Source organism: Micromonospora sp. CPM1 (genome assembly GCF_023896895.1).
Classification (GTDB): Bacteria; Actinomycetota; Actinomycetes; order Mycobacteriales; family Micromonosporaceae; genus Micromonospora; species Micromonospora tulbaghiae.
The window spans coordinates 34978-54115 of the sequence record NZ_JAMHIU010000010.1 but is presented as its reverse complement, the minus strand read 5'-3'; the positions used below and the strand labels follow the sequence as shown (position 1 = coordinate 54115).

The window sequence follows — 19138 nt, the reverse complement described above, 5'->3', positions numbered from 1 at the left end:
GACTCCTCCCGGCCGGTCCGGCCTTCACTGAGCGTGCCGCCTCGGTCACCGCGGCATCACCGGACCGTACCGCACGGCAATCGCGCGTGTCGATGCCCTGTGGACAGTGCGGGAGGGCCCGGTTCAGCCGCGCCAGAGGGCCAGCATCATCGCCTCCACGGCGATCCGCGGCTTGACGTTCGCCTCGATCGCCGCGCGGCACTCCAGCACCGCCTCCAGGCGGCGCAGCGAGCCCTCGGCGTCCCACTTCTGCGCGCCCGCCGAGGCGAGCGACGCGGTGTCGGTGTGCACCGGGGCGACCGGCGCCCGCCACGCCATGGCGAGCGCGTCCCGGTAGAACCCGGCCAGGTCGACCAGGGCCCGGTCCAGCGCGTCCCGCTGGGCGCGGGTGGCCCGCGACTTCTGCCGCTTCTCCAGGTCCTTGAGCTGGCCCGCCGCGCCGCGCATGGCGCCGGCCGCGCCCCGGCCGGTGCCGCCCGCGCCGAGCGCCGTCTGCAACGCCGTACGCTCCGCCTCGTCGATCTCCACGACGGAGGCGGCGGCCTCCGCCTCGGCGGCCTCGATCAGCGCCGAGGCCGCGTCGAACGCCGCGCCCACGCCGGTCAGCCGGCGCGGCACGGCCAGCACCGCGTCGCGCCGCTGCCGGGCCTCCGGGTCGCGGGCCAGCCGCCGGGCCCGGCCCACGTGCCCCTGCGCCGCCGCGGCGGCCCACTCGGCCACGTCGGGCGCGATGCCGTCGCGGCGGACCAGCACCTCGGCCACCGCGGCCGGCGGCGGCTGCCGCAGCGGTACGACCCGGCAGCGCGACCGGATGGTCACGGAGATGTCGTCCGGGTGGGTGGACGGGGCGCAGAGCAGGAAGACGGTACGCGGCGGCGGTTCCTCGATCGCCTTGAGCAGCGCGTTGCCGGCGGCCTCGGTGAGCCGGTCGGCGTCCTCGATGATCACGATCTGCCACCGGCCGCTGGAGGGCGCGCTGGCCGCCCGCAGCACCAGCGCGCGCATCTCGTTGACGCCGATGGACAGGCCCTCGGGCACCACGAGGCGTACGTCCGCGTGAGTGCCGGTGAGCGTGGTGTGGCAGCCGGGGCAGGTGCCGCACCCGGTGCCGTGCACGCACTCCAGGGCGGCGGCGAACGCACGGGCGGCCACCGAGCGGCCCGATCCGGGCGGGCCGGTGAAGATCCAGGCGTGGGTCATGCCGGCACCCGGATCGGCCGGTGCCGGAGCCGGGTCGCCGTCGTACTCCTCGGCGAGCGCGTCGAGGTCGTCGTGTCCGCCCGCGGGGGCCGTCACCGGCGCGCGCAGCAGGGCGGCGGCCGAGGCGGCGGCCCGCCGCAGCATGGCCACCGCCTCGTCCTGCCCGACCAGATCGCCGAAGACGTCGGTCATCGCCGGGGTTGCTCCATCGTCACCAGCTCCGCGTCGGATAACTCGGGCTGGACCGAGGTGTCCGGGCCCTGCGCCGGACGGGGGTGCACGATGCCGCCCGGGTCGGCCAGCAGTTCGCCCACCCGGCGGGCGACCGCGTCGGCGGTCTCCGCGATCGGGCGGGACGCGTCGAGCACCAGGTATCGCTTCGGGTCACCGGCGGCGAGGTCGAGGAAGGCGTACCGGACCCGCTCGTGGAACGTCAGCGACTCGGCCTCCAGCCGGTCGGTGCCCTCGTTCCGGTCCTCGACCCGGCTCAGGCCGGTACGCGGCTCGACGTCGAGCAGCACCACCAGGTCCGGCTTGAGGCCGCCGGTCGCCCAGGACGAGAGCCAGGAGACCTCGTCCACCGGGAGCGTCCGGCCGGCGCCCTGGTAGGCGAGCGACGAGTCGACGTACCGGTCGCTGATCACCACCGCGCCGCGCGCCAGCGCCGGGCGGACGACCGTGGCCACGTGGTGCGCCCGGTCGGCGGCGTAGAGCAGCGCCTCGGCGCGCGGCGACGGCGCCTCGTCGGGGGCGGTGCCGAGCACCAGGGAGCGGATCCGCTCGCCGACCGGCGTGGCGCCCGGCTCGCGGGTGACCACCACGTCGCGGCCCTGCGCGCGCAGCCGCTCGGCGAGCGCGGCGAGCTGGGTGGACTTGCCGGCGCCCTCGCCGCCCTCGAAGACCACGAACAGGCCGCTGGAGACGAACGGCTCGGCCGGCATCAGCGGGCGACCCCGGATCGAGCCCCAGAGGTCCGCGAGGACCGGTACGCCCTTCTTGTCGTCCATCTGGCCGAACGCGCTGATCCCGGCGATGATGCCGGCCGCGCCGGCGGCGAGCAGCAGCAGCCGGGTGGAGGAGATGGAGATGCCCAGGTCGGCGATGGTGAGCTGGCGGGAGCCGCCCACGCCGACCAGGAGGCTGCTGAGCGCGATGGCCAGGATCAGCACCAGCCGGGTGCCGATCTGCACCACCGCGAACACCCGGCCGCGCACCTCGTCGGCCACCTCGCCGCCGAGCAGCGTGGTGCCGGCCAGGAACGCCATGCCGGCGCCCGCGCCGACCAGGATCGCGCCGAGGATGGCCATGGACAGGTGGATGGCGAAGGCGAGCACCAGCACCGAGGCGCTGGCGAGCACGATGCTCATGCCGAACCAGCGGCGGCGGGACATGTCCCGCACGATCATCGGCCCGAGGCCGATGCCGAGCGCCAGGCCGACGAAGATCGCGCCGAAGAGCAGCGAGAACGCGGCGTCACCGGCGCCGAGCGAGTTGGCGAAGAACTTGGCCGTGCCGACCACGATGCCGCCGCCGGCGAACGCGCCGAAGATGCCCAGCACCAGGCCACGCACCAGCGGGGTCTGGCCGATGTATTTCCAGCCCTCGGAGAACTGCCGGAACATGCTCTGCTCGGTGCGCTCCGCCTCGCCGCGCTGGGCCTCGCTGATCTCCTTGATCCCGAACGCCACCACGAGCGCGGTGGCCAGCCGGGAGAAGGCGTTGAACCAGAGCGCGAGCTGGGCCGGCTCGGCCCAGTCGGGCAGGTCGCCGCCGACCGCGCCGCGTACGCCGCGGTCCAGCACGGCCAGAGCGATGGCCGCCGCGACCGGCGTCAGGCCGTACGTGGTGATCAGCGTGAGCTGGTTCGCCGCCTCCAGCCGGGTACGCGGGATGAGGTTGGGGACCGCCGCCTCCTTGGCCGGGATCCACAGCAGGGTGATCGACTCGATCAGGAACGTGGCGATCAGCGCCCAGCCGACCACCAGCCCGCCCGCGGCGCCGGTGAGCGCGTACAGCGGGATCGAGGCGAACAGCACGAAGCGCAGCAGGTCGCAGATGACCATCGTCCACCGGCGGTCGAACCGGTCGGCGAGCACGCCCGCGACCGGGCCGAGCACCAGCGCCGGGAGCAGCCGGATCGCCGTCACACCACCGAACGCCGCGCCCTGGGCGGTGCTGCCGGAGACCTGGGAGGCGGCGAACAGCGCGGTGGCGAGCAGGCCGAGCCAGTCACCGAAGGAGGCGGCACTGAGCACGATCCACAGCCGGCGGAACGGCCGGATGCGCAGCACCGACCGGATGGCGGCGGCACCGGAGTGGTCGGCGGCTGTCCCGGGCGACGACACGCCGGGCGACTCGCCGTTGTTCTGGCTTTCGATGGCCGTACCTCCACGTGCCGGCCCAGGTCTGGGCATCCCCGGTGGAACACTCTAGTCGCGCAGGAAGGGTCGTCCCCCGCGACATTCACCTGCTCGCCGAGCCTAGGCCGCCGGGACCACCGCCCGCAGCCCGGACAGACGCGAGGGTATTTCGCATTGCCGTCCAGACAGTTAGCGTGCAGACGTGGCCATCGACCGTGACAAACTTCGCGATCGTCTCGACCGGGCGACCGCTCACCTCGACCCGCCGTACGCCGTCGTCGACCTCACCGCGTTCGACACCAACGCCGAGGCGCTCGCCGGCCGGTCCGGCGGCAAGCCGCTGCGCGTGGCGAGCAAGTCGGTACGCGTCCGCGAGCTGCTGACGCGGGCACTCAAGCGGCCCGGGTGGCACGGCGTGATGGCCTTCACGCTCCCCGAGGCGCTGTGGCTGGTCCGCTCCGGGGTCAGCGACGACGTGCTCGTGGCGTACCCCACGGCCCACCGGGGCGGCCTCGCCGACCTGGCCGCCGACCCGGCGCTCGCCGACGCGGTGACGCTGATGATCGACGACACCGGGCAGCTCGACCTGATCGACGCGGTGTGCCCGCCCGCGCGCCGCCCCGCGCTGCGGATCTGCCTCGACCTGGACGCCTCCTGGCGCCCGCTCGGGGGCCGGGTGCACGTCGGCGTGCGCCGCTCCCCGGTGCACAGCGCCACGGCGGCCGGCGCGCTCGCCGCCGCCGTCGCCGGCCGGCCGGGCTTCCGGCTGGTCGGCCTGATGTCGTACGAGGCACAGATCGCCGGCCTGGGCGACGCGCCGCCCGGACAGGCGGTGCTCGGCTCGGCGATCCGGGTCGCGCAGCGCGGGTCGTACCGCGAACTGCTGGCCCGCCGCTCCGCCGCGGTCACCGCGGTCCGGGAGCACGCCGACCTGGAGTTCGTCAACGGCGGCGGCACCGGCAGCGTGGCCGCCACCAGCGCGGACCCCGCGGTCACCGAGGTCACCGCGGGCTCCGGCCTGTACGGGCCGACGCTGTTCGACGCGTACCGTGCCTGGCGGCCCACCCCGGCGGCGTTCTTCGCCTGCGCGGTGGTCCGCCGCCCGGCGCCCGGGCTGGCGACGGTGCTCGGCGGCGGCTGGATCGCCTCCGGTCAGGCGGCGACCAGCCGGCTGCCCCGGCCCTGGCTGCCGGACGGGCTGAAGCTGCTCGGCGCGGAGGGCGCCGGCGAGGTGCAGACCCCGCTGGCCGGGAAGGCCGCGGACGCCCTGCGCGTCGGCGACCGGGTGTGGTTCCGCCACGCCAAGGCGGGCGAGCTGTGCGAGCACGTCAACGAGGTGCACCTGGTCGAGGGGGACGCGGTGGTCGCCACCGTGCCGACCTACCGGGGCGAGGGGCACGCGTTCCTCTGAGCCGCCTCGCGGCTCTGCCCCATCACGTGACGACGGCGGGTTCCGACGCACTCTCAGAACCCGCCGTTCAACGTGCCGCTCAGCCCTGGGAGACCGCCTCCGTGGGGGCGTTCACCTGCCGGTGCAGGTACTCCCGGATGAGCGCCTTCGCCTCGACCAGCACCCGCTCGTCGCCGTCGGTGCGGCGGCGGAAGGCCAGCTTGATCAGGGCGTCCGCGGCCTCCACCGCGACCTCCAGGTGGAACCGCAGGTCGGGCACCCCGGCGAGGCCGAAACGCTCGGTGAGTACGCGGGCGAGCTGCTCCGCGATGACCCCGTTGTTGTCCCGCTGGTCGTCCAGCAGGTGCAGGTCGACCACGTCGCCGAAGTGCAGGGTACGGAAGCCGGGAACGGTGCGGTGCATCGAGATGTACTCGTCGATCGCCGCGTCGACCCCGTCCCACCAGTGGGTCAGGTCGTCCGAGGAGAACCGCTCGTCGAGCCGCTGGAGGTAGGACTCCATGGTGCGCAGGGTCAGTGCCTGCACGATCGCCCGCTTGTCCGGAAAGAACTGGTAGACCGACCCGATCGCCACCTCGGCACGCTCGGCGAGCAGGGTCGTGGTCAGCCCTTCGTACCCCACCTCGTCGACGAGCTCGGCGCAGGCGTCCAGCATCCGCTGGACCCGCGCGACACTTCGGCCCTGCACCGGTACTCGACGCAGCGGCCCGGTCGTGGCGGCTGGTGTGGACACTCGGCGCCACCCCCCTTCGACGGATGAACATATCTGCACGTCACGAGTCTGTGACTACCGGTACAACGAGCCGGGCTCGATTGCGGTATTTACCAGGCACAACGTTCCTGATATGAATTCAGTTCATATTCATGTCGAGGAGTGGCCGCGATGACCGGTACCACCGCCACCTGGTCCAACTGGGCCGGCAACCAGCACAGCACCGCGCTCCTCACCGTGCGCCCGCGTAGCGTCTCCGACGTCGTCGAGGCGGTCCGCCAGGCCGCCGCGGCGGGCCGGACCGTCCGGGCCACCGGCAGCGGCCACTCGTTCACCGCCACCGCCGTCGCCGACGGGCACCGGATCGACCTCGCCGAGCTGGAGACCGACGTCACAGTCGACGTGGCGCGCCGCCTGGTCACCGTACCGGCCGGGATGACGTTGCACACGCTCAACGATCTGCTCGCCGGGCACGGCCTCGCGATGCCGAACCTCGGCGACATCGACGCCCAGACCATCGCCGGTGCGCTCTCCACCGGCACCCACGGCACCGGGGCGAAGCTGGGCTGCCTGTCCACCTTCGTGGCCGGGCTGACGCTGGTCACCGGCACCGGCGAGGTGCTGCGCTGCTCGGCCGAGGAGAACCGCGACGTCTTCGACGCCGCCCGGGTCGGGCTCGGCGCGGTGGGCGTGCTGGTCGAGGTCACGCTGCGCTGCGTGGACGCCTTCGTACTGCGCGCGCACGAACGCCCGGCCCCGCTCGCCGAAGTGCTCGACGACCTGCCCGGCCTGTACGAGGCGCACGACCACGCCGAGTTCTACTGGTTCCCGTACACCGACCGGGTGCAGGTCAAGACCAACGACCGGGTACCCGCCGACGACCAGCCACTGCCCGGCTGGCGCGGCTGGCTGGACGACGAGTTCCTCTCCAACACCGTCTTCGCCGGCGCCTGCCGCCTCGGCCGCGCCGTACCCGCCCTCGCACCCCGGATCAGCGCCGTCTCCGCCCGCGCGCTCACCGAACGCACCTACACCGGCCGCTCCGACCGCGTGTTCTGCACGCCGCGCCGGGTCCGCTTCGTGGAGATGGAGTACGGGCTGCCGCGCGAGGCGCTGCCCACCGCGCTGGCCGAGCTGCGCCGGATCGTGGACCGGCTGCCGTTCAAGGTGCTGTTCCCGGTCGAGGTGCGGTTCACCGCCGCCGACGACATCTGGCTGTCCCACTCGTACGGGCGCGACTCCGCGTACATCGCCGTGCACCAGTACGTGGGCATGCCGTACGAGCCGTACTTCCGCGCGTTCGAGCAGGTGGCGACGGAGTTGGGCGGCCGCCCGCACTGGGGCAAGCTGCACTGGCGCGACGCGGAGTCACTGGCCACCGCCTACCCGAGATTCGCGGACTTCCAGTCCGTCCGCTCCCGCCTGGACCCGTCCCGCATCTTCCAGAACCCCTACTTGAGCCAGGTCCTGGGCGCCTGAAGATCTTGGTACGGGGGCGCCCCTTGAAGGGCGTTCCCGTACCAAGATCTCGGCGGCTGTCCACAGGGGCAGCAGGGACGACGGGACAGCGGTGGGATTCATGTGTGGAGATGCCGGGGGATGACGCGGACGAGTTGAGCTGGTTGCTGTTCCATCAGGAACGGGTGCTCGAAGCGACGCAGGCTCGACGGTTCCTGTCCGAGAAGGCGATCCGGCACCGGCTGGGCAGCGGGCGCTGGCGGCAGGCGCACCGGCGCGTCTACGTCACCCACAACGGGCCGGTGGGTCCGAAGGAGTGGCGTTGGGTGGCGGTGCTCGCGGCGGGACCGGCAGCGACGCTGGGTGGACTCACCGCGGCCCAGGCATGGGGCCTGCGGCGCTACGAGAGCCGGCTGGTGCATCTGCTGCTGCCGGCCCGGCATCAGACGCGAACCCTGCCACCGGGTGTGCGGATCCATCGCACCACCGCACTGCCGCCGGAGGACGTGCTGGACGTCGGCAAGCCCCGCCGGACCATGCCGGCCCGCTCGCTCGTCGACGCGGCACAGTGGGCGACGACCGACGAGGAGGCACGGGCTGTCATCGCGGCAGGCTTCCAGCAACGCCTGGTCTGCGGCGACGACCTGCATCGGGTGCTGGAGCGGCTCCCTCGCGCACGTCGGCGCCGGCTGATCCTGGCGACCGCCACGGACGCGGCCGGCGGCGCTCACTCCCTCGCCGAAATCGACTTCCTCGATCTCGTCCGGCGGGCCGGGCTACCCGAACCGTCCCTCCAGGTCGTCCGGCGTGACGCCACCGGGCGGCGGCGCTACCTGGACGTCTGGTTCGAGCGGTGGCGGGTGCACATCGAGATCGACGGTGGGCAGCACCTCGACCCGAAGACCGCCTGGGCGGACATGCAGCGGCAGAACGACGTCTGGACCACCGGTGACCGGGTCCTGCGCTTCCCCGCCTGGGCCGTCCGCAACGACCCCACCCGCGTGATCACCCAGTTGCGTGCCGCCCTGCGATACGCAGGCTGGCCCGGCTGAGATCTTGGTACGGATTCGCCCCTCCACGGGCGTTTCCGTACCAAGATCACTCCTTCGGCGTTGAGGTCGCCTTCTTGGGAGCGGCCTTCTTCGCGGGAGTCTTCTTCGCCGCCGTCGCCTTGGCGGCCGTCGTCTTCTTCGCCGCGGCCGTCGTCTTCTTCGCCGTCGTCTTCTTCGCCGGAGCGGCCTTCTTCGCGGCCTTCTTCTTCGGCGCCGGACCCTTCGCGCGCTTCTCGGCCAGCATCTCCGACGCCTGCTCCAGCGTCAGCTCCTCCGGCGTCTGCCCGCGCCGCAGCGACGCGTTGAACTCGCCGTCGGTCACGTACGGCCCGAAGCGCCCGTCCTTGATCACCAGCGGCTTCTCGGTGAGCGGGTCGTTGCCCATCTCCCGCAGCGGCGGCGCGGCGGCCCGGCGCTGGCGCGTCTTCGGGGCGGCCAGCAACGCCAGCGCCTCGTCCAGCGTGACGGTGAACATCTTGTCTTCGGAGTCCAGCGAGCGGAACTCGTCACCGCGCTTGACGTACGGGCCGTAGCGGCCGTTGTTGGCGACCACCTCGGCGCCGTCCGGGGCCACCCCGATCAGCCGGGGCAGGCTGAGCAGTCGGAGCGCCTCGTCCAGGGTGAGGCTGTCCGGCGTCTGCGAGCGCAGCAGCGAGGACTTGCGCTCGCCGCTGGCCACGTACGGGCCGAACCGGCCGGACTTGAGCACGATCGGCTCGCCGGTCGACGGGTCGTCGCCGAGCTTGCGCTCGCCGCCGCCGCCGAGGAACAGCTCGTGCACCTTCTCCGGGGTCAGCTCGTCGGGGGCCAGGCCCTCCGGGATCGGCGCCCGGTCGCCCTGCGAGCCGCCCTCCTCGCCCTCACCGGAGGGCGTGGCCTGCTCGCCGCCCGGCAGTTCGCGCTGCAGGTACGGCCCGTACCGGCCGACCCGGACGACGACCTCGCGGCCCTCGTCGTCGGTGAACAGCGGGATGGAGTTGACGCTGCGCGCGTCGATCTCGCTGAGGTTCTCGGTGACCAGCTTCTTCAGGCCACCGGCGTGCGCGATGGCCTGGTCGCCGGTGCCGTTGGTGCTGCCGAAGTAGAAGGAGGTGAGGAAGTCGACGGCGGCGTGGTCACCACCGGCGATCTCGTCCAGCTCGTTCTCCATGCTGGCGGTGAAGTCGTAGTCGATCAGGCGCGGGTAGTGCCGCTCCATCAGCCCGATCACCGCGAACGCCAGGAACGACGGGATCATCGCCTGGCCGCGCTTCACCACGTACCCGCGGTCCTGGATCGTCTGCATGATCGACGCGTACGTGGAGGGCCGGCCGATGCCCAGCTCTTCGAGCGCCTTGACCAGCGACGCCTCGGTGTAGCGGGAGGGCGGCTGGGTGTGGTGGCCCTGCGCGGCCAGCTCGTCGGCGGTCAGCGGCTGGTCCTTGACCAGCGTGGGCAGCCGCCGCTCGGCGTCCTCGGCCTCGGCGTTCTCGTCGTCGCTGGACTCGACGTACGCGCGCAGGAAGCCCGGGTCGGTGATGGTCTTGCCGGTCGCGCCGAAGTCGGCCTCCTCCTGGGCGGAGGAGACGGCGCGGATGCGCACCGACACGCTGGAGCCGACCGCGTCGGTCATCTGCGAGGCGATGGTGCGCCGCCAGATCAGCTCGTAGAGCTTGAACTCCTCGGCGGACAGCTCCTTGGCCACCTCGCCCGGGGTGCGGAAGTTGTCGCCCGCGGGGCGGATCGCCTCGTGCGCCTCCTGCGCGTTCTTCACCTTGCCGGTGTAGCGGCGCGGCTCCGGCGGCACGCTGCGCTCGCCGTACAGCTCGACGATCTGCCGGCGGGCGGCCGCGATGGCCGTCTCGGACAGGTTCACCGAGTCGGTACGCATGTAGGTGATGTAGCCGTTCTCGTACAGGCGCTGCGCGGTGCGCATCGTCTGCTGCGACGAGAACCGCATCTTGCGGGCCGCCTCCTGCTGGAGCGTGGAGGTGATGAACGGCGCGTACGGGCGGCGGCGGTAGGGCTTCTCCTCGACCCGGGTGACGGTGAACGGCCGGTCGGCCAGACGGGCGGCCAGCCCTCGGGCGCCACCCTCGTCGAGATGCACCACGCCCGCGCCGGGCCGCACCCGGCCGGTGGTCGGCTCGAAGTCCTTGCCGGTGGCGATCCGGTCACCGTTGAGCGCGACGAGCGTGGCGTTGAACGTTCGCGGGCCCTCGCCCGGCTTCGCCACGGCGAGCGTGGCCAGGATGTCCCAGTACTCGGCGGTGCGGAACGCCATCCGCTGGCGCTCCCGCTCGACCACGATCCGCGTCGCCACCGACTGCACCCGGCCCGCCGACAGCTTCGGCATGACCTTCTTCCACAGCACCGGCGAGACCTCGTAGCCGTAGAGGCGGTCGAGGATGCGTCGCGCCTCCTGGGCGTCGACCAGGTCGCGGTCGATCTCCCGGGGGTTCGCCACGGCGGCCTGGATGGCCGGCTTGGTGATCTCGTGGAAGACCATCCGCTTGACCGGCACCTTGGGCTTGAGCGTCTCCACCAGGTGCCAGGCGATGGCCTCGCCCTCGCGGTCCTCGTCCGTCGCCAGGAAGATCTCGTCGACCTCCTTGGCCAGCTTCACCAGCTTGCTGATCTGCTGCTTACGGTCGGGCGACACCACGTAGAGGGCGTGGAAGCCGTTGTCGACGTCGACGCCGAGGCGCGCCCAGGGCTCACCCTTGTACTTCGCCGGGACGTCGGCGGCGTTGCGGGGCAGGTCCCGGACGTGGCCGAAGCTGGCCTCCACGACGTACCCCGGGCCGAGGTAGCCCGAGATCGTCTTGGCCTTCGCCGGTGACTCGACGATGACCAGACGGGTGGTTCCAGCGTTGCTCGGCACGTCTCTCCCCGACCTCACTCCTACGCCATGCCCGCTTCGGGCCGTGTTGCGCCACCCGGACCACAGGCGGTCCGGATGTCCAACGTAACGCGCCGTCCGCGTTCCGGGTTTCGTGGGCGGCAAACGGGCCGCCCTCCCGGCGACCGCCGGCCGCACCCTGCCGGACGGCGTCACGGTACACCGTGGGTAGGGCGACAGGCGGGTCACTGTGACGATCGCGTACCCCCGGCGGAGCCCTCGCCGGGTGTCCGGCTTCGGACAGCGGCGGTCAGCTCCGCGGCCCCGGCCAGTCCGTCACCGGCGCCGCCGCCGGCCGTTCCCCCACCAGCTCCGCGAGCCGCGACATCCGCCGTCCGCCGATCCGGAACGCGGGCCCGCCCTCGTCCGGCTCGACGAACGCGGCCGGCAGGCCCACCGCCGCCAGCGCGGCGCGGACCACCGGCCAGGACTGCTCGTCGGCCGGTCCGAGCCGCAGCCGGAATCCGGCCGGCTCGGCCGTGCCTGCGGCCGCCGCCCAGAGCCGCAGCCGCCGCCCGTCCAGGTGGAAGCGGGCCGGTGGCCGCTTCACCGCGCCGCGCAGCCAGGCCCGCGCGAGCGGCGCCAGCATGCTCGTGTACGCGGTGCGCACCCGGTGCCGCCCGTCCTCGGTCGGCTCCCAGCTCGCCGGCACGCCCCGGGCGCTCAGCTCCGCCACCAGCACGTGCACCCGCCAGGCGGCGTCGACCACCACGGAGATCCGGGCCGTGCCACCCATCCGCCCCACCTCACCCGGCCCGGCGAGCAGGCCGGCGAGATCCGCCAGCGAGGGATCGGCCGCCTCGGTGGAGAACAGCGAGGGCTGGCGGGCCGGTTTCGGGGTGGGAGGGGTCAGCGACACTCCGGGACCTCGTCGAAGGCCTCTTTCAGCTCGGTCGAGTTGAGCTTGCTGGTGTCCAGCGCGCTCGCGTCGTACTCCTTGTTGAGCGTGTCCACGGCGGCGCGCACGCCGTCGTAGAACGGACCGGCCTGGGCGGTGTCGAGCCGGTCGACGGTGTCCCGGGCCCGGCCGTACGCGTCGCGCATCTTGCTCAGCGACCCCAGGAACCCGGCGGACACCTCTTCGCCGCGCTCGACCTCGGGCACGCCCGCCTCCTCGACCTTGCGCCGGGCCGTCTCGCTGGCCTGCTCGGCGCCGGCGAAGAGCCGGACCAGGTTCTCCTTGGCCTGCGGCGGAGTGGTCTGCGCGGTCATCTGCTGCTGGGTGCTGCTGGTCAGCTTCGAGATCTCCGCGCGCCACGGGGTCAGCGCCTGGCACACCGACGCGGCCCAGACCCGGGGGCTGGGGCCGCCGCCGCACCCGGTGACGACGAGGACCAGCGTGGCCAGGACCACCGTGAGCTTTCCGGCGGTTGCCGCCCGGCGCGTACGCATGCGAAGCAGCGTACGACCTCCGGGCCGAACCGCCACCGGTCAGGTTTGCCGGGCACGGGGTTCCCGGCCGGCCGGGGCCGGCCGGGAACCGTCGCGTGCGATCAGGCGTTCACCGTCTCCGGACGCTGGTCCGGGGTGCCGGCATCGCTGTCCTCGTCGGTCATCGCCACACCCTTGCGCTTGCTGAACACCACGGCCGCCGCGATGATCAACGCGGCCACCACGGCGATCGTGATGCGCAGCGCCGGGTTCTTGTCGTCGCCCACGCTCCAGGCCACCACGGCCGGGGCGATCAGCAGCGAGACCAAGTTCATCACCTTGAGCAGCGGGTTGATCGCCGGACCGGCGGTGTCCTTGAACGGGTCGCCGACGGTGTCGCCGATGACTGTGGCGGCGTGCGCGTCGGAGCCCTTGCCGCCGTACGCGCCGTCCTCCACCAGCTTCTTGGCGTTGTCCCAGGCGCCACCGGAGTTGGCCAGGAACACCGCCATCAGCGTGCCCGCGCCGATCGCGCCGGCCAGGTACGCGGCCAGCGCGCCCGGGCCGAGGCCGAAGCCGACAGCGATCGGGGCCAGGATGGCCAGCAGACCGGGGGTCATCAGCTCGCGCTGCGCGTCCCGGGTGCAGATGTCCACGACCTTGCCGTACTCGGGCCGCTGGGTGCGGTCCATGATGCCCGGCATCTCGCGGAACTGTCGGCGTACCTCCATCACCACGGCGCCGGCCGAGCGGGAGACCGCGTTGATGGCCAGGCCGGAGAAGAGGAACACCACAGCGGCGCCGATGATCAGGCCGACCAGGTTGCGCGGGTTGGACACGTTGAGCGAGTTGAGGATCTCGCTGCCCACGTCGTTCACGCCCGCGTCCTCGTAGGCGGAGCGCAGCGTGTCGGTGTACGAGCCGAACAGCGCCGTCGCGGCCAGCACCGCGGTGGCGATCGCGATGCCCTTGGTGATCGCCTTGGTGGTGTTGCCGACGGCGTCCAGCTCGGTGAGCGTCCGCGCGCCGTGCTCGTCGATGTCGCCGGACATCTCGGCCACGCCCTGCGCGTTGTCGGAGATCGGGCCGAACGTGTCCATCGCGACGATGACGCCGACTGTGGTGAGCAGGCCGGTGCCGGCCAGCGCGACGGCGAACAGCGACAGCGTGATCGAGCTGCCGCCGAGCAGGAACGCGCCGAAGACACCGGCGCCGATCAGCAGCGCCGAGTAGACGGCCGACTCCAGGCCGACGCTGATGCCGGCGAGGATGACGGTGGCCGCGCCGGTCTGCGAGCTCTTGCCGATGTCCTGCACCGGGCGCCGGTTGGTCTCGGTGAAGTAGCCGGTCAGCGCCTGGATCGCGGCGGCCAGCACGATGCCGATCACCACCGCGCCGATGGCCACCAGCCGCGGGTTGCGGTCGACGTCGGTCAGCCCGCCCTCCAGCTCGGCGAACGTGGCCGGCAGGTACGCGAACGCGGCGATCGCGACGAGCACCGCGGCGAGCAGCGCGGACAAATAGAAGGCCCGGTTGATCGCGGTCAGGCCGTTGCGGTCGCTGACGCGCAGCCGGGTGATGAAGACGCCGACGATCGCGACCAGCACGCCGATGGTGGAGATGATCAGCGGGAAGACCAGGCCGGTCTCGCCGAACGCGGCCCGGCCCAGGATCAGCGCCGCGACGAGCGTGACCGCGTACGACTCGAACAGGTCGGCGGCCATGCCGGCGCAGTCGCCGACGTTGTCGCCCACGTTGTCGGCGATGGTGGCGGCGTTGCGCGGGTCGTCCTCCGGGATGCCCTGCTCGACCTTGCCGACCAGGTCGGCGCCGACGTCGGCGGCCTTGGTGAAGATGCCGCCGCCGACCCGCATGAACATGGCGAGCAGCGCGGCGCCGAAGCCGAAGCCCTCCAGCACGGTCGGGGCGTCACCCCGGAAGATCAGCACGACCAGCGCCGCGCCGAACAGGCCGAGGCCGACGGTGAGGAAGCCGACCACACCGCCGGTGCGGAAGGCGATCTTCATGGCGGCCTCCCGCCCGCCTTCTCGCTCCCGCGCGGCAGCCGCCACCCGCAGGTTGGCGCGGGTCGCCAGCCACATGCCGGCGCCGCCGATGAACGCGCTGAACAGCGCACCCACCACGAAGAACGCCGAGCGGCCGAGCTTCACCAGGGTTTCGTTGCCGTCGGTGTCGTGCACCGGCAGCAGGAACAGCAGCACGACGGCGATCACCACGAAGATCGCCAGCGTGCGGAACTGCCGCAGCAGGTACGCCGACGCGCCCTCCTGCACCGCGCCGGAGATCTCCTGCATGTTTGTGGTTCCCTTACCGGCCGCCAGGACCGCCCTGGTGAGGGCGGCCGCGAAGACGAGCGCCACCAGCGCGATGACCGCGGCGATGACGACGTACGTCACGTTGGCTCCGGTAAGGGACAGTGCGCCGCCGTCGGCGGCCAAGGTCCCGGACATCTATGTCCTCCTGTACCGAACAACTCGCGCCGGCTCGTGGAGACGCACGGGCCGACGCCTGGATGCGGACTCGCAAGCGCGCGCCAACCCACCCCGGCGGACCAGCGATGAACTCCCGTTCCCGCTGGCTACGGGATGGGATCACTTGCTGACAACCCGCGTACTGTAGCCCTCCGGCGTGGCGAGGGTCACACCGAGGGGGCACCGTGTCTCGATGATCTTCGTAACTGTGTTATGCGAAGAAATCTGATATATGGCGCGACCAATACGACGAGGCCGCGCTCCCCCTTCGGGGAACGCGGCCTGCGTGTGCGAATCGGGTCAGGCGCGACCGGCCGGCCAGGACATCCGCACCTCGGTGCCGACGCCGTCGTCGACCGGGCGGACCTGGAGGTCCTCCACGAAACCGGCGAGCAGCGCGAAGCCCACCCCGGTGGTGAGCGCGTCCTCGCTCAGCGACTCCTTGGCCAGCTCGTCCGGGCCGAGCGCGGCCAGGCCGAGGCCCGCCTCGATCGGGGCCCGGTCCACCACCCGGACCGTGTAGCCGCCGCCGTCGGACATCTCCACGTACACCGGGTCGGCCAGGCCGTACTGCCGGTGCAGCGCGACCGCCCGGGTGCACGCCTCACCGATGGCCAGGCGCACCTCGTCCAGCAGGTCCTCGCGTACGCCGGCCCGCCGGGCCACCGCGACGCCGACCAGGCGGGCGGTGCGCACGTGCACCGGGGCCGGAGAGAAGGACAGCTTGACGGTCGCCATCACGCGCCGGTGGAGTCGGCGGCGATGGCCGCGTCGACCGTCGGATGCAGCGGGAAGACCTGGTCCAGGGCGGTGATCCGGAAGATCTTGAGCAGCGGCTCCTTGTCGCAGACCAGCGCGAAGGAACCACCGGCCGAGCGCAGCCGCTTGAGCGCGCCGACGAGCACACCCAGCCCGGTCGAGTCGAGGAAGTCCACCCGGCCGAGGTCGACCACCACGTGGCGGGCCCCGCCGTCGATCAGCTCCAGGAGCCGTTCCCGCAGGCGGGGGGCGGTGTAGACATCCACCTCACCACCGACCTCGAGCACCGTGTGCTCCCCCACGGCGCGGGTCGCCAGCGACAGCTCCATCGGCCCCTCCTCGGTAAACTCTCCTGGGCATCTAACCATCCCCCCGTGCGGCCCCCTCGGGTCACCGCCGGAGCTGTTCCCTTACCCCCACCCTGCGGTTTCCAATTCCGAACACCAGTGCGAGAGTGCAGGACGTGACCGACCACAGCCCCGGCCCACGGCGTGCGCCGGGCGAGCTGCTGCGCCGGCTGCGGCTGCGGCACGCCACCGACCCGGTCACCCACGTCGAGCGCGTCCCGGCCCGCGCCGGCGAGCCGGTCGGGTGGCCCGGCTGGGCCCCTGAGGAACTGCGGGCGGCGTTCGCGCGGCGCGGCGTCACCGCCCCGTGGCGGCACCAGGCCGAGGCCGCCGAGCTGGCGTACGCGGGCCGGCACGTCGTGGTCGCCACCGGGACGGCGTCCGGCAAGTCCCTGGCGTACCAGCTTCCCGCGCTGAGCGCGCTGCTCGCCGACCCGCGCGCCACTGTGCTCTACCTGGCGCCGACCAAGGCGCTCGCCGCCGACCAGCTCCGCGCCGTCGCCGGTCTCGAACTCGACGGGGTACGCCCCGCCACCTACGACGGCGACACGCCGCGCGCCGAGCGGGAGTGGATCCGCCGGCACTCCCGGTTCGTGCTGACCAACCCGGACATGCTGCACCACGGCATCCTGCCCGGGCACGCCCACTGGTCCGGGTTCCTGCGCCGCCTCGCGTACGTGGTGGTCGACGAGTGCCACACCTACCGGGGCGTCTTCGGGTCACACGTCGCGCACGTCCTGCGGCGGTTGCGGCGGCAGTGCGCCCGCTTCGGGCGTACCCCCGTGTTTCTCCTGGCCTCGGCGACGTCGGGTGACCCGGCGACGGCGGCCGGGCGGCTCACCGGCCTGCCCGTCACCGCCGTCACCGAGGACACCTCGCCGCGCGGCGGGGTGACGTTCGCGCTCTGGGAGCCGCCGCTGCTGCCGCCCACCGACTCGGCTCCCGACGCCGACCTCGTCCAGGTCCGGCGCTCCGCGCTGCGGGAGACCGCGGACCTGCTCGCCGACAGCGTGGTCGAGGGGGTACGCACGCTCGCGTTCGTGCGGTCCCGCCGGGGCGCCGAGGTGGTCGCCGCGAACGCCCGGCGGGCGCTGGACGAGGCGGTGCCCGGGCTCGGTGACCGGGTGGCCGCCTACCGGGCCGGCTACCTGCGCGAGGAGCGCCGCGAGCTGGAACGGGCGCTGCTGCACGGCGACCTGCTCGGGCTGGCCTCCACCAACGCGCTCGAACTCGGCGTCGACCTGGTCGGGCTGGACGCGGTGCTGATCTGCGGCTGGCCCGGCACCCGCGCGTCGCTGTGGCAGCAGGCCGGGCGGGCCGGGCGCTCCGGCGACGAGGCGCTCGCGGTGCTGGTGGCCCGGGACGACCCGCTCGACACCTACCTGGTGCACCACCCGGAGGCGCTGTTCGGGCGGCCGGTCGAGGCCACTGTGCTCGACCCGGCCAACCCGTACGTGCTCGCGCCGCAGCTCGCCTGCGCCGCCCACGAGTCCCCGCTCACCCGGGCCGACCTGGACCTCTTCGGGGAGGGCGCGAAGGAGGCGGTGGACTCGCTGGTCGAGGCGGGGGCGCTGCGGCAGCGGCCCACCGGCTGGTACTGGCGGCACCGGGAACGCCCCGAGGTCGACCTGCGCGGCGAGGGCGGCGCCCCGGTGTGCGTGGTTGAGGAGTCCACCGGCCGGCTGCTCGGCACCGTCGACGGCGGGTCGGCGCACTTCCTGCTGCACACCGGCGCGGTCTACCTGCACCAGGGCGTCTCGTACGTGGTCGACTCCCTCGACCTGGCCGACGGGTGCGCGCTCGTGCACGCCGAGGAGCCGGACTGGTCCACCCACGCCCGCGACGTCACCTCGCTGTCGGTGGTGTCGGTCCGCTCGTACGTGGACGCCGGACCGGTCGGGCTGTTCCTCGGCGAGGTGGACGTGACCAGCCAGGTGGTGTCGTACCAGCGGCGGCGCATCGCCACCGGCGAGGTGATCGACACCCGCCCGCTGGACCTGCCGGCCCGGGAACTGCGCACCGTCGCGGTGTGGTTCACGCTCTCCCCCGAGTCGCTGACCGCCGCCGGTGTCGAGGCGGCGGACGTGCCGGGCGCGCTGCACGCCGCCGAGCACGCCGCGATCGGCCTGCTGCCGCTGATGGCGACCTGCGACAGGTGGGACATCGGCGGACTGTCGACCGCGCTGCACCCGGACACCGAGGCGCCCACCGTCTTCGTCTACGACGGTCACCCCGGCGGCGCGGGTTTCGCCGAGCGGGCGTACGGCACCGCCGCCGCCTGGTTGCGCGCCACCCGGGACGCGATCGCCGAGTGCGGGTGCGAGACCGGGTGCCCGTCGTGCGTCCAGTCCCCGAAGTGCGGCAACGGCAACAACCCACTGGCCAAGGCGGAGGCCGTGAAGGTCCTCGACGTGGTGCTGACCAACCTCGCCACGGCCAGCGGCGAGGCGGCGGAGGCCGAACCGGGTGCCGGCCCGGAGGCGGGCGCCGGCCCGGAGGCGGGCGGCCCGGAGCGCGGCGAGGTGTTGCCCCGGCAGGACGACCGGGCGGCCCGCCCAGCTCAGGCGGCCGGTGCCCCACCCGCCTGACCGCACCGGGCCGGTTGGGGCTGCCCGCCGCCACTTCGGGGAGGTTGCGGTATCGACAGGTGCTGGACCCCGCCACTTCCCCGAACTGGTGTCGATCAAGCTGGGCCGTGCGGCTCCGCGGGTGCCCAGGTGTCTGGTTGGTGGGACGGGTGCATGAGGGTAGGGCCGTCGGGGCATTGATGTATGGGAGCGCTTCCATGCATCATTTCCGGTAGCGCGCAGGTGACCCGAGACCCGTCCCGCCGGAGGTGCCGCCGTGGCCGACACGATCGCCGAGACCGTCGATCTGCTCTACACCATCGACCAGGAAAACCTCACGCCCGACCAGCAGATAGCGCTGGGCACCGCGATGGCCACGCTCGCCCAGGCGGAACGGCTGGAGCAGATCAACGAGCGTCTGCGCGGCATCCATCAGGTGCTGAACAGCTGGGCGATGAAGGCCACGGTCGACGGCGGCCGCTGACCTTGCTGACCGAGCGCCTCGCCCGGCACGCCGACGTCGCGGTG

Annotated in this window: 14 protein-coding genes; 5 read left to right on the top strand and 9 right to left on the bottom strand. The window is 73.0% G+C overall.

Annotated elements, in window-relative coordinates; genetic code table 11:
• Positions 1 to 123 precede the first annotated feature (123 nt).
• A complete protein-coding gene (locus M8C11_RS14185; protein WP_252449864.1) occupies positions 124 to 1392 on the bottom strand; it encodes a DNA polymerase III subunit delta' in 1269 nt (422 codons plus the stop codon).
• On the bottom strand, positions 1389 to 3545 hold the full coding sequence (gene tmk / locus M8C11_RS14180) for a dTMP kinase (RefSeq protein ID WP_308212742.1): 2157 nt from the start codon (positions 3543 to 3545) through the stop codon (positions 1389 to 1391). The genes M8C11_RS14185 and tmk overlap by 4 nt, the downstream gene beginning before the upstream one ends.
• Positions 3546 to 3762: 217 nt before the next feature.
• Between tmk and M8C11_RS14175 the strand changes: the two genes are divergently transcribed.
• Positions 3763 to 4971, top strand: a complete 1209-nt coding sequence (locus M8C11_RS14175; protein ID WP_252449863.1) for an amino acid deaminase/aldolase — start codon at positions 3763 to 3765, stop codon at positions 4969 to 4971.
• A gap of 79 nt (positions 4972 to 5050) precedes the next feature.
• Here the strand turns inward: M8C11_RS14175 and M8C11_RS14170 are convergent, their stop codons facing one another.
• Positions 5051 to 5626: a TetR family transcriptional regulator gene (locus M8C11_RS14170; protein WP_120572039.1), complete on the bottom strand. Its 576-nt coding sequence runs from the start codon at positions 5624 to 5626 to the stop codon at positions 5051 to 5053.
• Between the two features lie 219 nt (positions 5627 to 5845).
• Between M8C11_RS14170 and M8C11_RS14165 the strand changes: the two genes are divergently transcribed.
• Together M8C11_RS14165 and M8C11_RS14160 are read left to right on the top strand one after the other, a co-directional pair.
• Positions 5846 to 7162 (top strand): D-arabinono-1,4-lactone oxidase, encoded by a 1317-nt coding sequence (locus M8C11_RS14165; protein ID WP_252449861.1) that lies wholly within the window; start codon positions 5846 to 5848, stop codon positions 7160 to 7162.
• 110 nt (positions 7163 to 7272) lie between these two features.
• Positions 7273 to 8193, top strand: a complete 921-nt coding sequence (locus tag M8C11_RS14160; RefSeq protein ID WP_252449860.1) for a DUF559 domain-containing protein — start codon at positions 7273 to 7275, stop codon at positions 8191 to 8193.
• A 46-nt stretch (positions 8194 to 8239) separates the two neighbouring features.
• On the opposite strand, the gene topA is transcribed toward M8C11_RS14160, so the two are convergent.
• The 6 genes from topA to M8C11_RS14130 form a co-directional block, all read right to left on the bottom strand.
• A complete protein-coding gene (gene topA / locus M8C11_RS14155; RefSeq protein WP_252449859.1) occupies positions 8240 to 11056 on the bottom strand; it encodes a type I DNA topoisomerase in 2817 nt (938 codons plus the stop codon).
• Positions 11057 to 11324: 268 nt separating this feature from the next.
• On the bottom strand, positions 11325 to 11933 hold the full coding sequence (locus M8C11_RS14150) for a hypothetical protein (protein ID WP_252449858.1): 609 nt from the start codon (positions 11931 to 11933) through the stop codon (positions 11325 to 11327).
• Complete coding sequence (locus M8C11_RS14145) at positions 11924 to 12466, bottom strand: hypothetical protein (protein ID WP_208577578.1); 543 nt, start codon at positions 12464 to 12466, stop codon at positions 11924 to 11926. The genes M8C11_RS14150 and M8C11_RS14145 overlap by 10 nt, the downstream gene beginning before the upstream one ends.
• A gap of 101 nt (positions 12467 to 12567) precedes the next feature.
• Entirely contained in the window at positions 12568 to 14916 is a 2349-nt protein-coding gene (locus M8C11_RS14140; RefSeq protein WP_135242921.1) for a sodium-translocating pyrophosphatase, read from the bottom strand.
• A 321-nt stretch (positions 14917 to 15237) separates the two neighbouring features.
• On the bottom strand, positions 15238 to 15675 hold the full coding sequence (locus M8C11_RS14135) for an ATP-binding protein (protein WP_013283650.1): 438 nt from the start codon (positions 15673 to 15675) through the stop codon (positions 15238 to 15240).
• Positions 15675 to 16025 (bottom strand): STAS domain-containing protein, encoded by a 351-nt coding sequence (locus tag M8C11_RS14130; protein WP_013283649.1) that lies wholly within the window; start codon positions 16023 to 16025, stop codon positions 15675 to 15677. The genes M8C11_RS14135 and M8C11_RS14130 overlap by 1 nt, the downstream gene beginning before the upstream one ends.
• Before the next feature lie 134 nt (positions 16026 to 16159).
• On the opposite strand from M8C11_RS14130, the gene M8C11_RS14125 reads away from it, so the two are divergent.
• Together M8C11_RS14125 and M8C11_RS14120 are read left to right on the top strand one after the other, a co-directional pair.
• On the top strand, positions 16160 to 18631 hold the full coding sequence (locus M8C11_RS14125) for a DEAD/DEAH box helicase (protein WP_252449857.1): 2472 nt from the start codon (positions 16160 to 16162) through the stop codon (positions 18629 to 18631).
• Positions 18632 to 18887: 256 nt separating this feature from the next.
• Positions 18888 to 19094, top strand: coding sequence for a hypothetical protein (locus M8C11_RS14120; RefSeq protein ID WP_252449856.1), 207 nt, complete (start codon positions 18888 to 18890; stop codon positions 19092 to 19094).
• Positions 19095 to 19138 lie beyond the last annotated feature (44 nt).

What these genes read in the sequence shown, in the direction of transcription:
- M8C11_RS14145 (WP_208577578.1), bottom strand. Translation starts at nt 12,466, where the DNA reads ATGCGTACGCGCCGGGCGGCAACCGCCGGAAAGCTCACGGTGGTCCTG.
- M8C11_RS14135 (WP_013283650.1), bottom strand. Translation starts at nt 15,675, where the DNA reads ATGGCGACCGTCAAGCTGTCCTTCTCTCCGGCCCCGGTGCACGTGCGC.
- M8C11_RS14160 (WP_252449860.1), top strand. Translation starts at nt 7,273, where the DNA reads ATGCCGGGGGATGACGCGGACGAGTTGAGCTGGTTGCTGTTCCATCAG.
- M8C11_RS14130 (WP_013283649.1), bottom strand. Translation starts at nt 16,025, where the DNA reads ATGGAGCTGTCGCTGGCGACCCGCGCCGTGGGGGAGCACACGGTGCTC.
- M8C11_RS14185 (WP_252449864.1), bottom strand. Translation starts at nt 1,392, where the DNA reads ATGACCGACGTCTTCGGCGATCTGGTCGGGCAGGACGAGGCGGTGGCC.
- M8C11_RS14170 (WP_120572039.1), bottom strand. Translation starts at nt 5,626, where the DNA reads ATGCTGGACGCCTGCGCCGAGCTCGTCGACGAGGTGGGGTACGAAGGG.
- M8C11_RS14140 (WP_135242921.1), bottom strand. Translation starts at nt 14,916, where the DNA reads ATGTCCGGGACCTTGGCCGCCGACGGCGGCGCACTGTCCCTTACCGGA.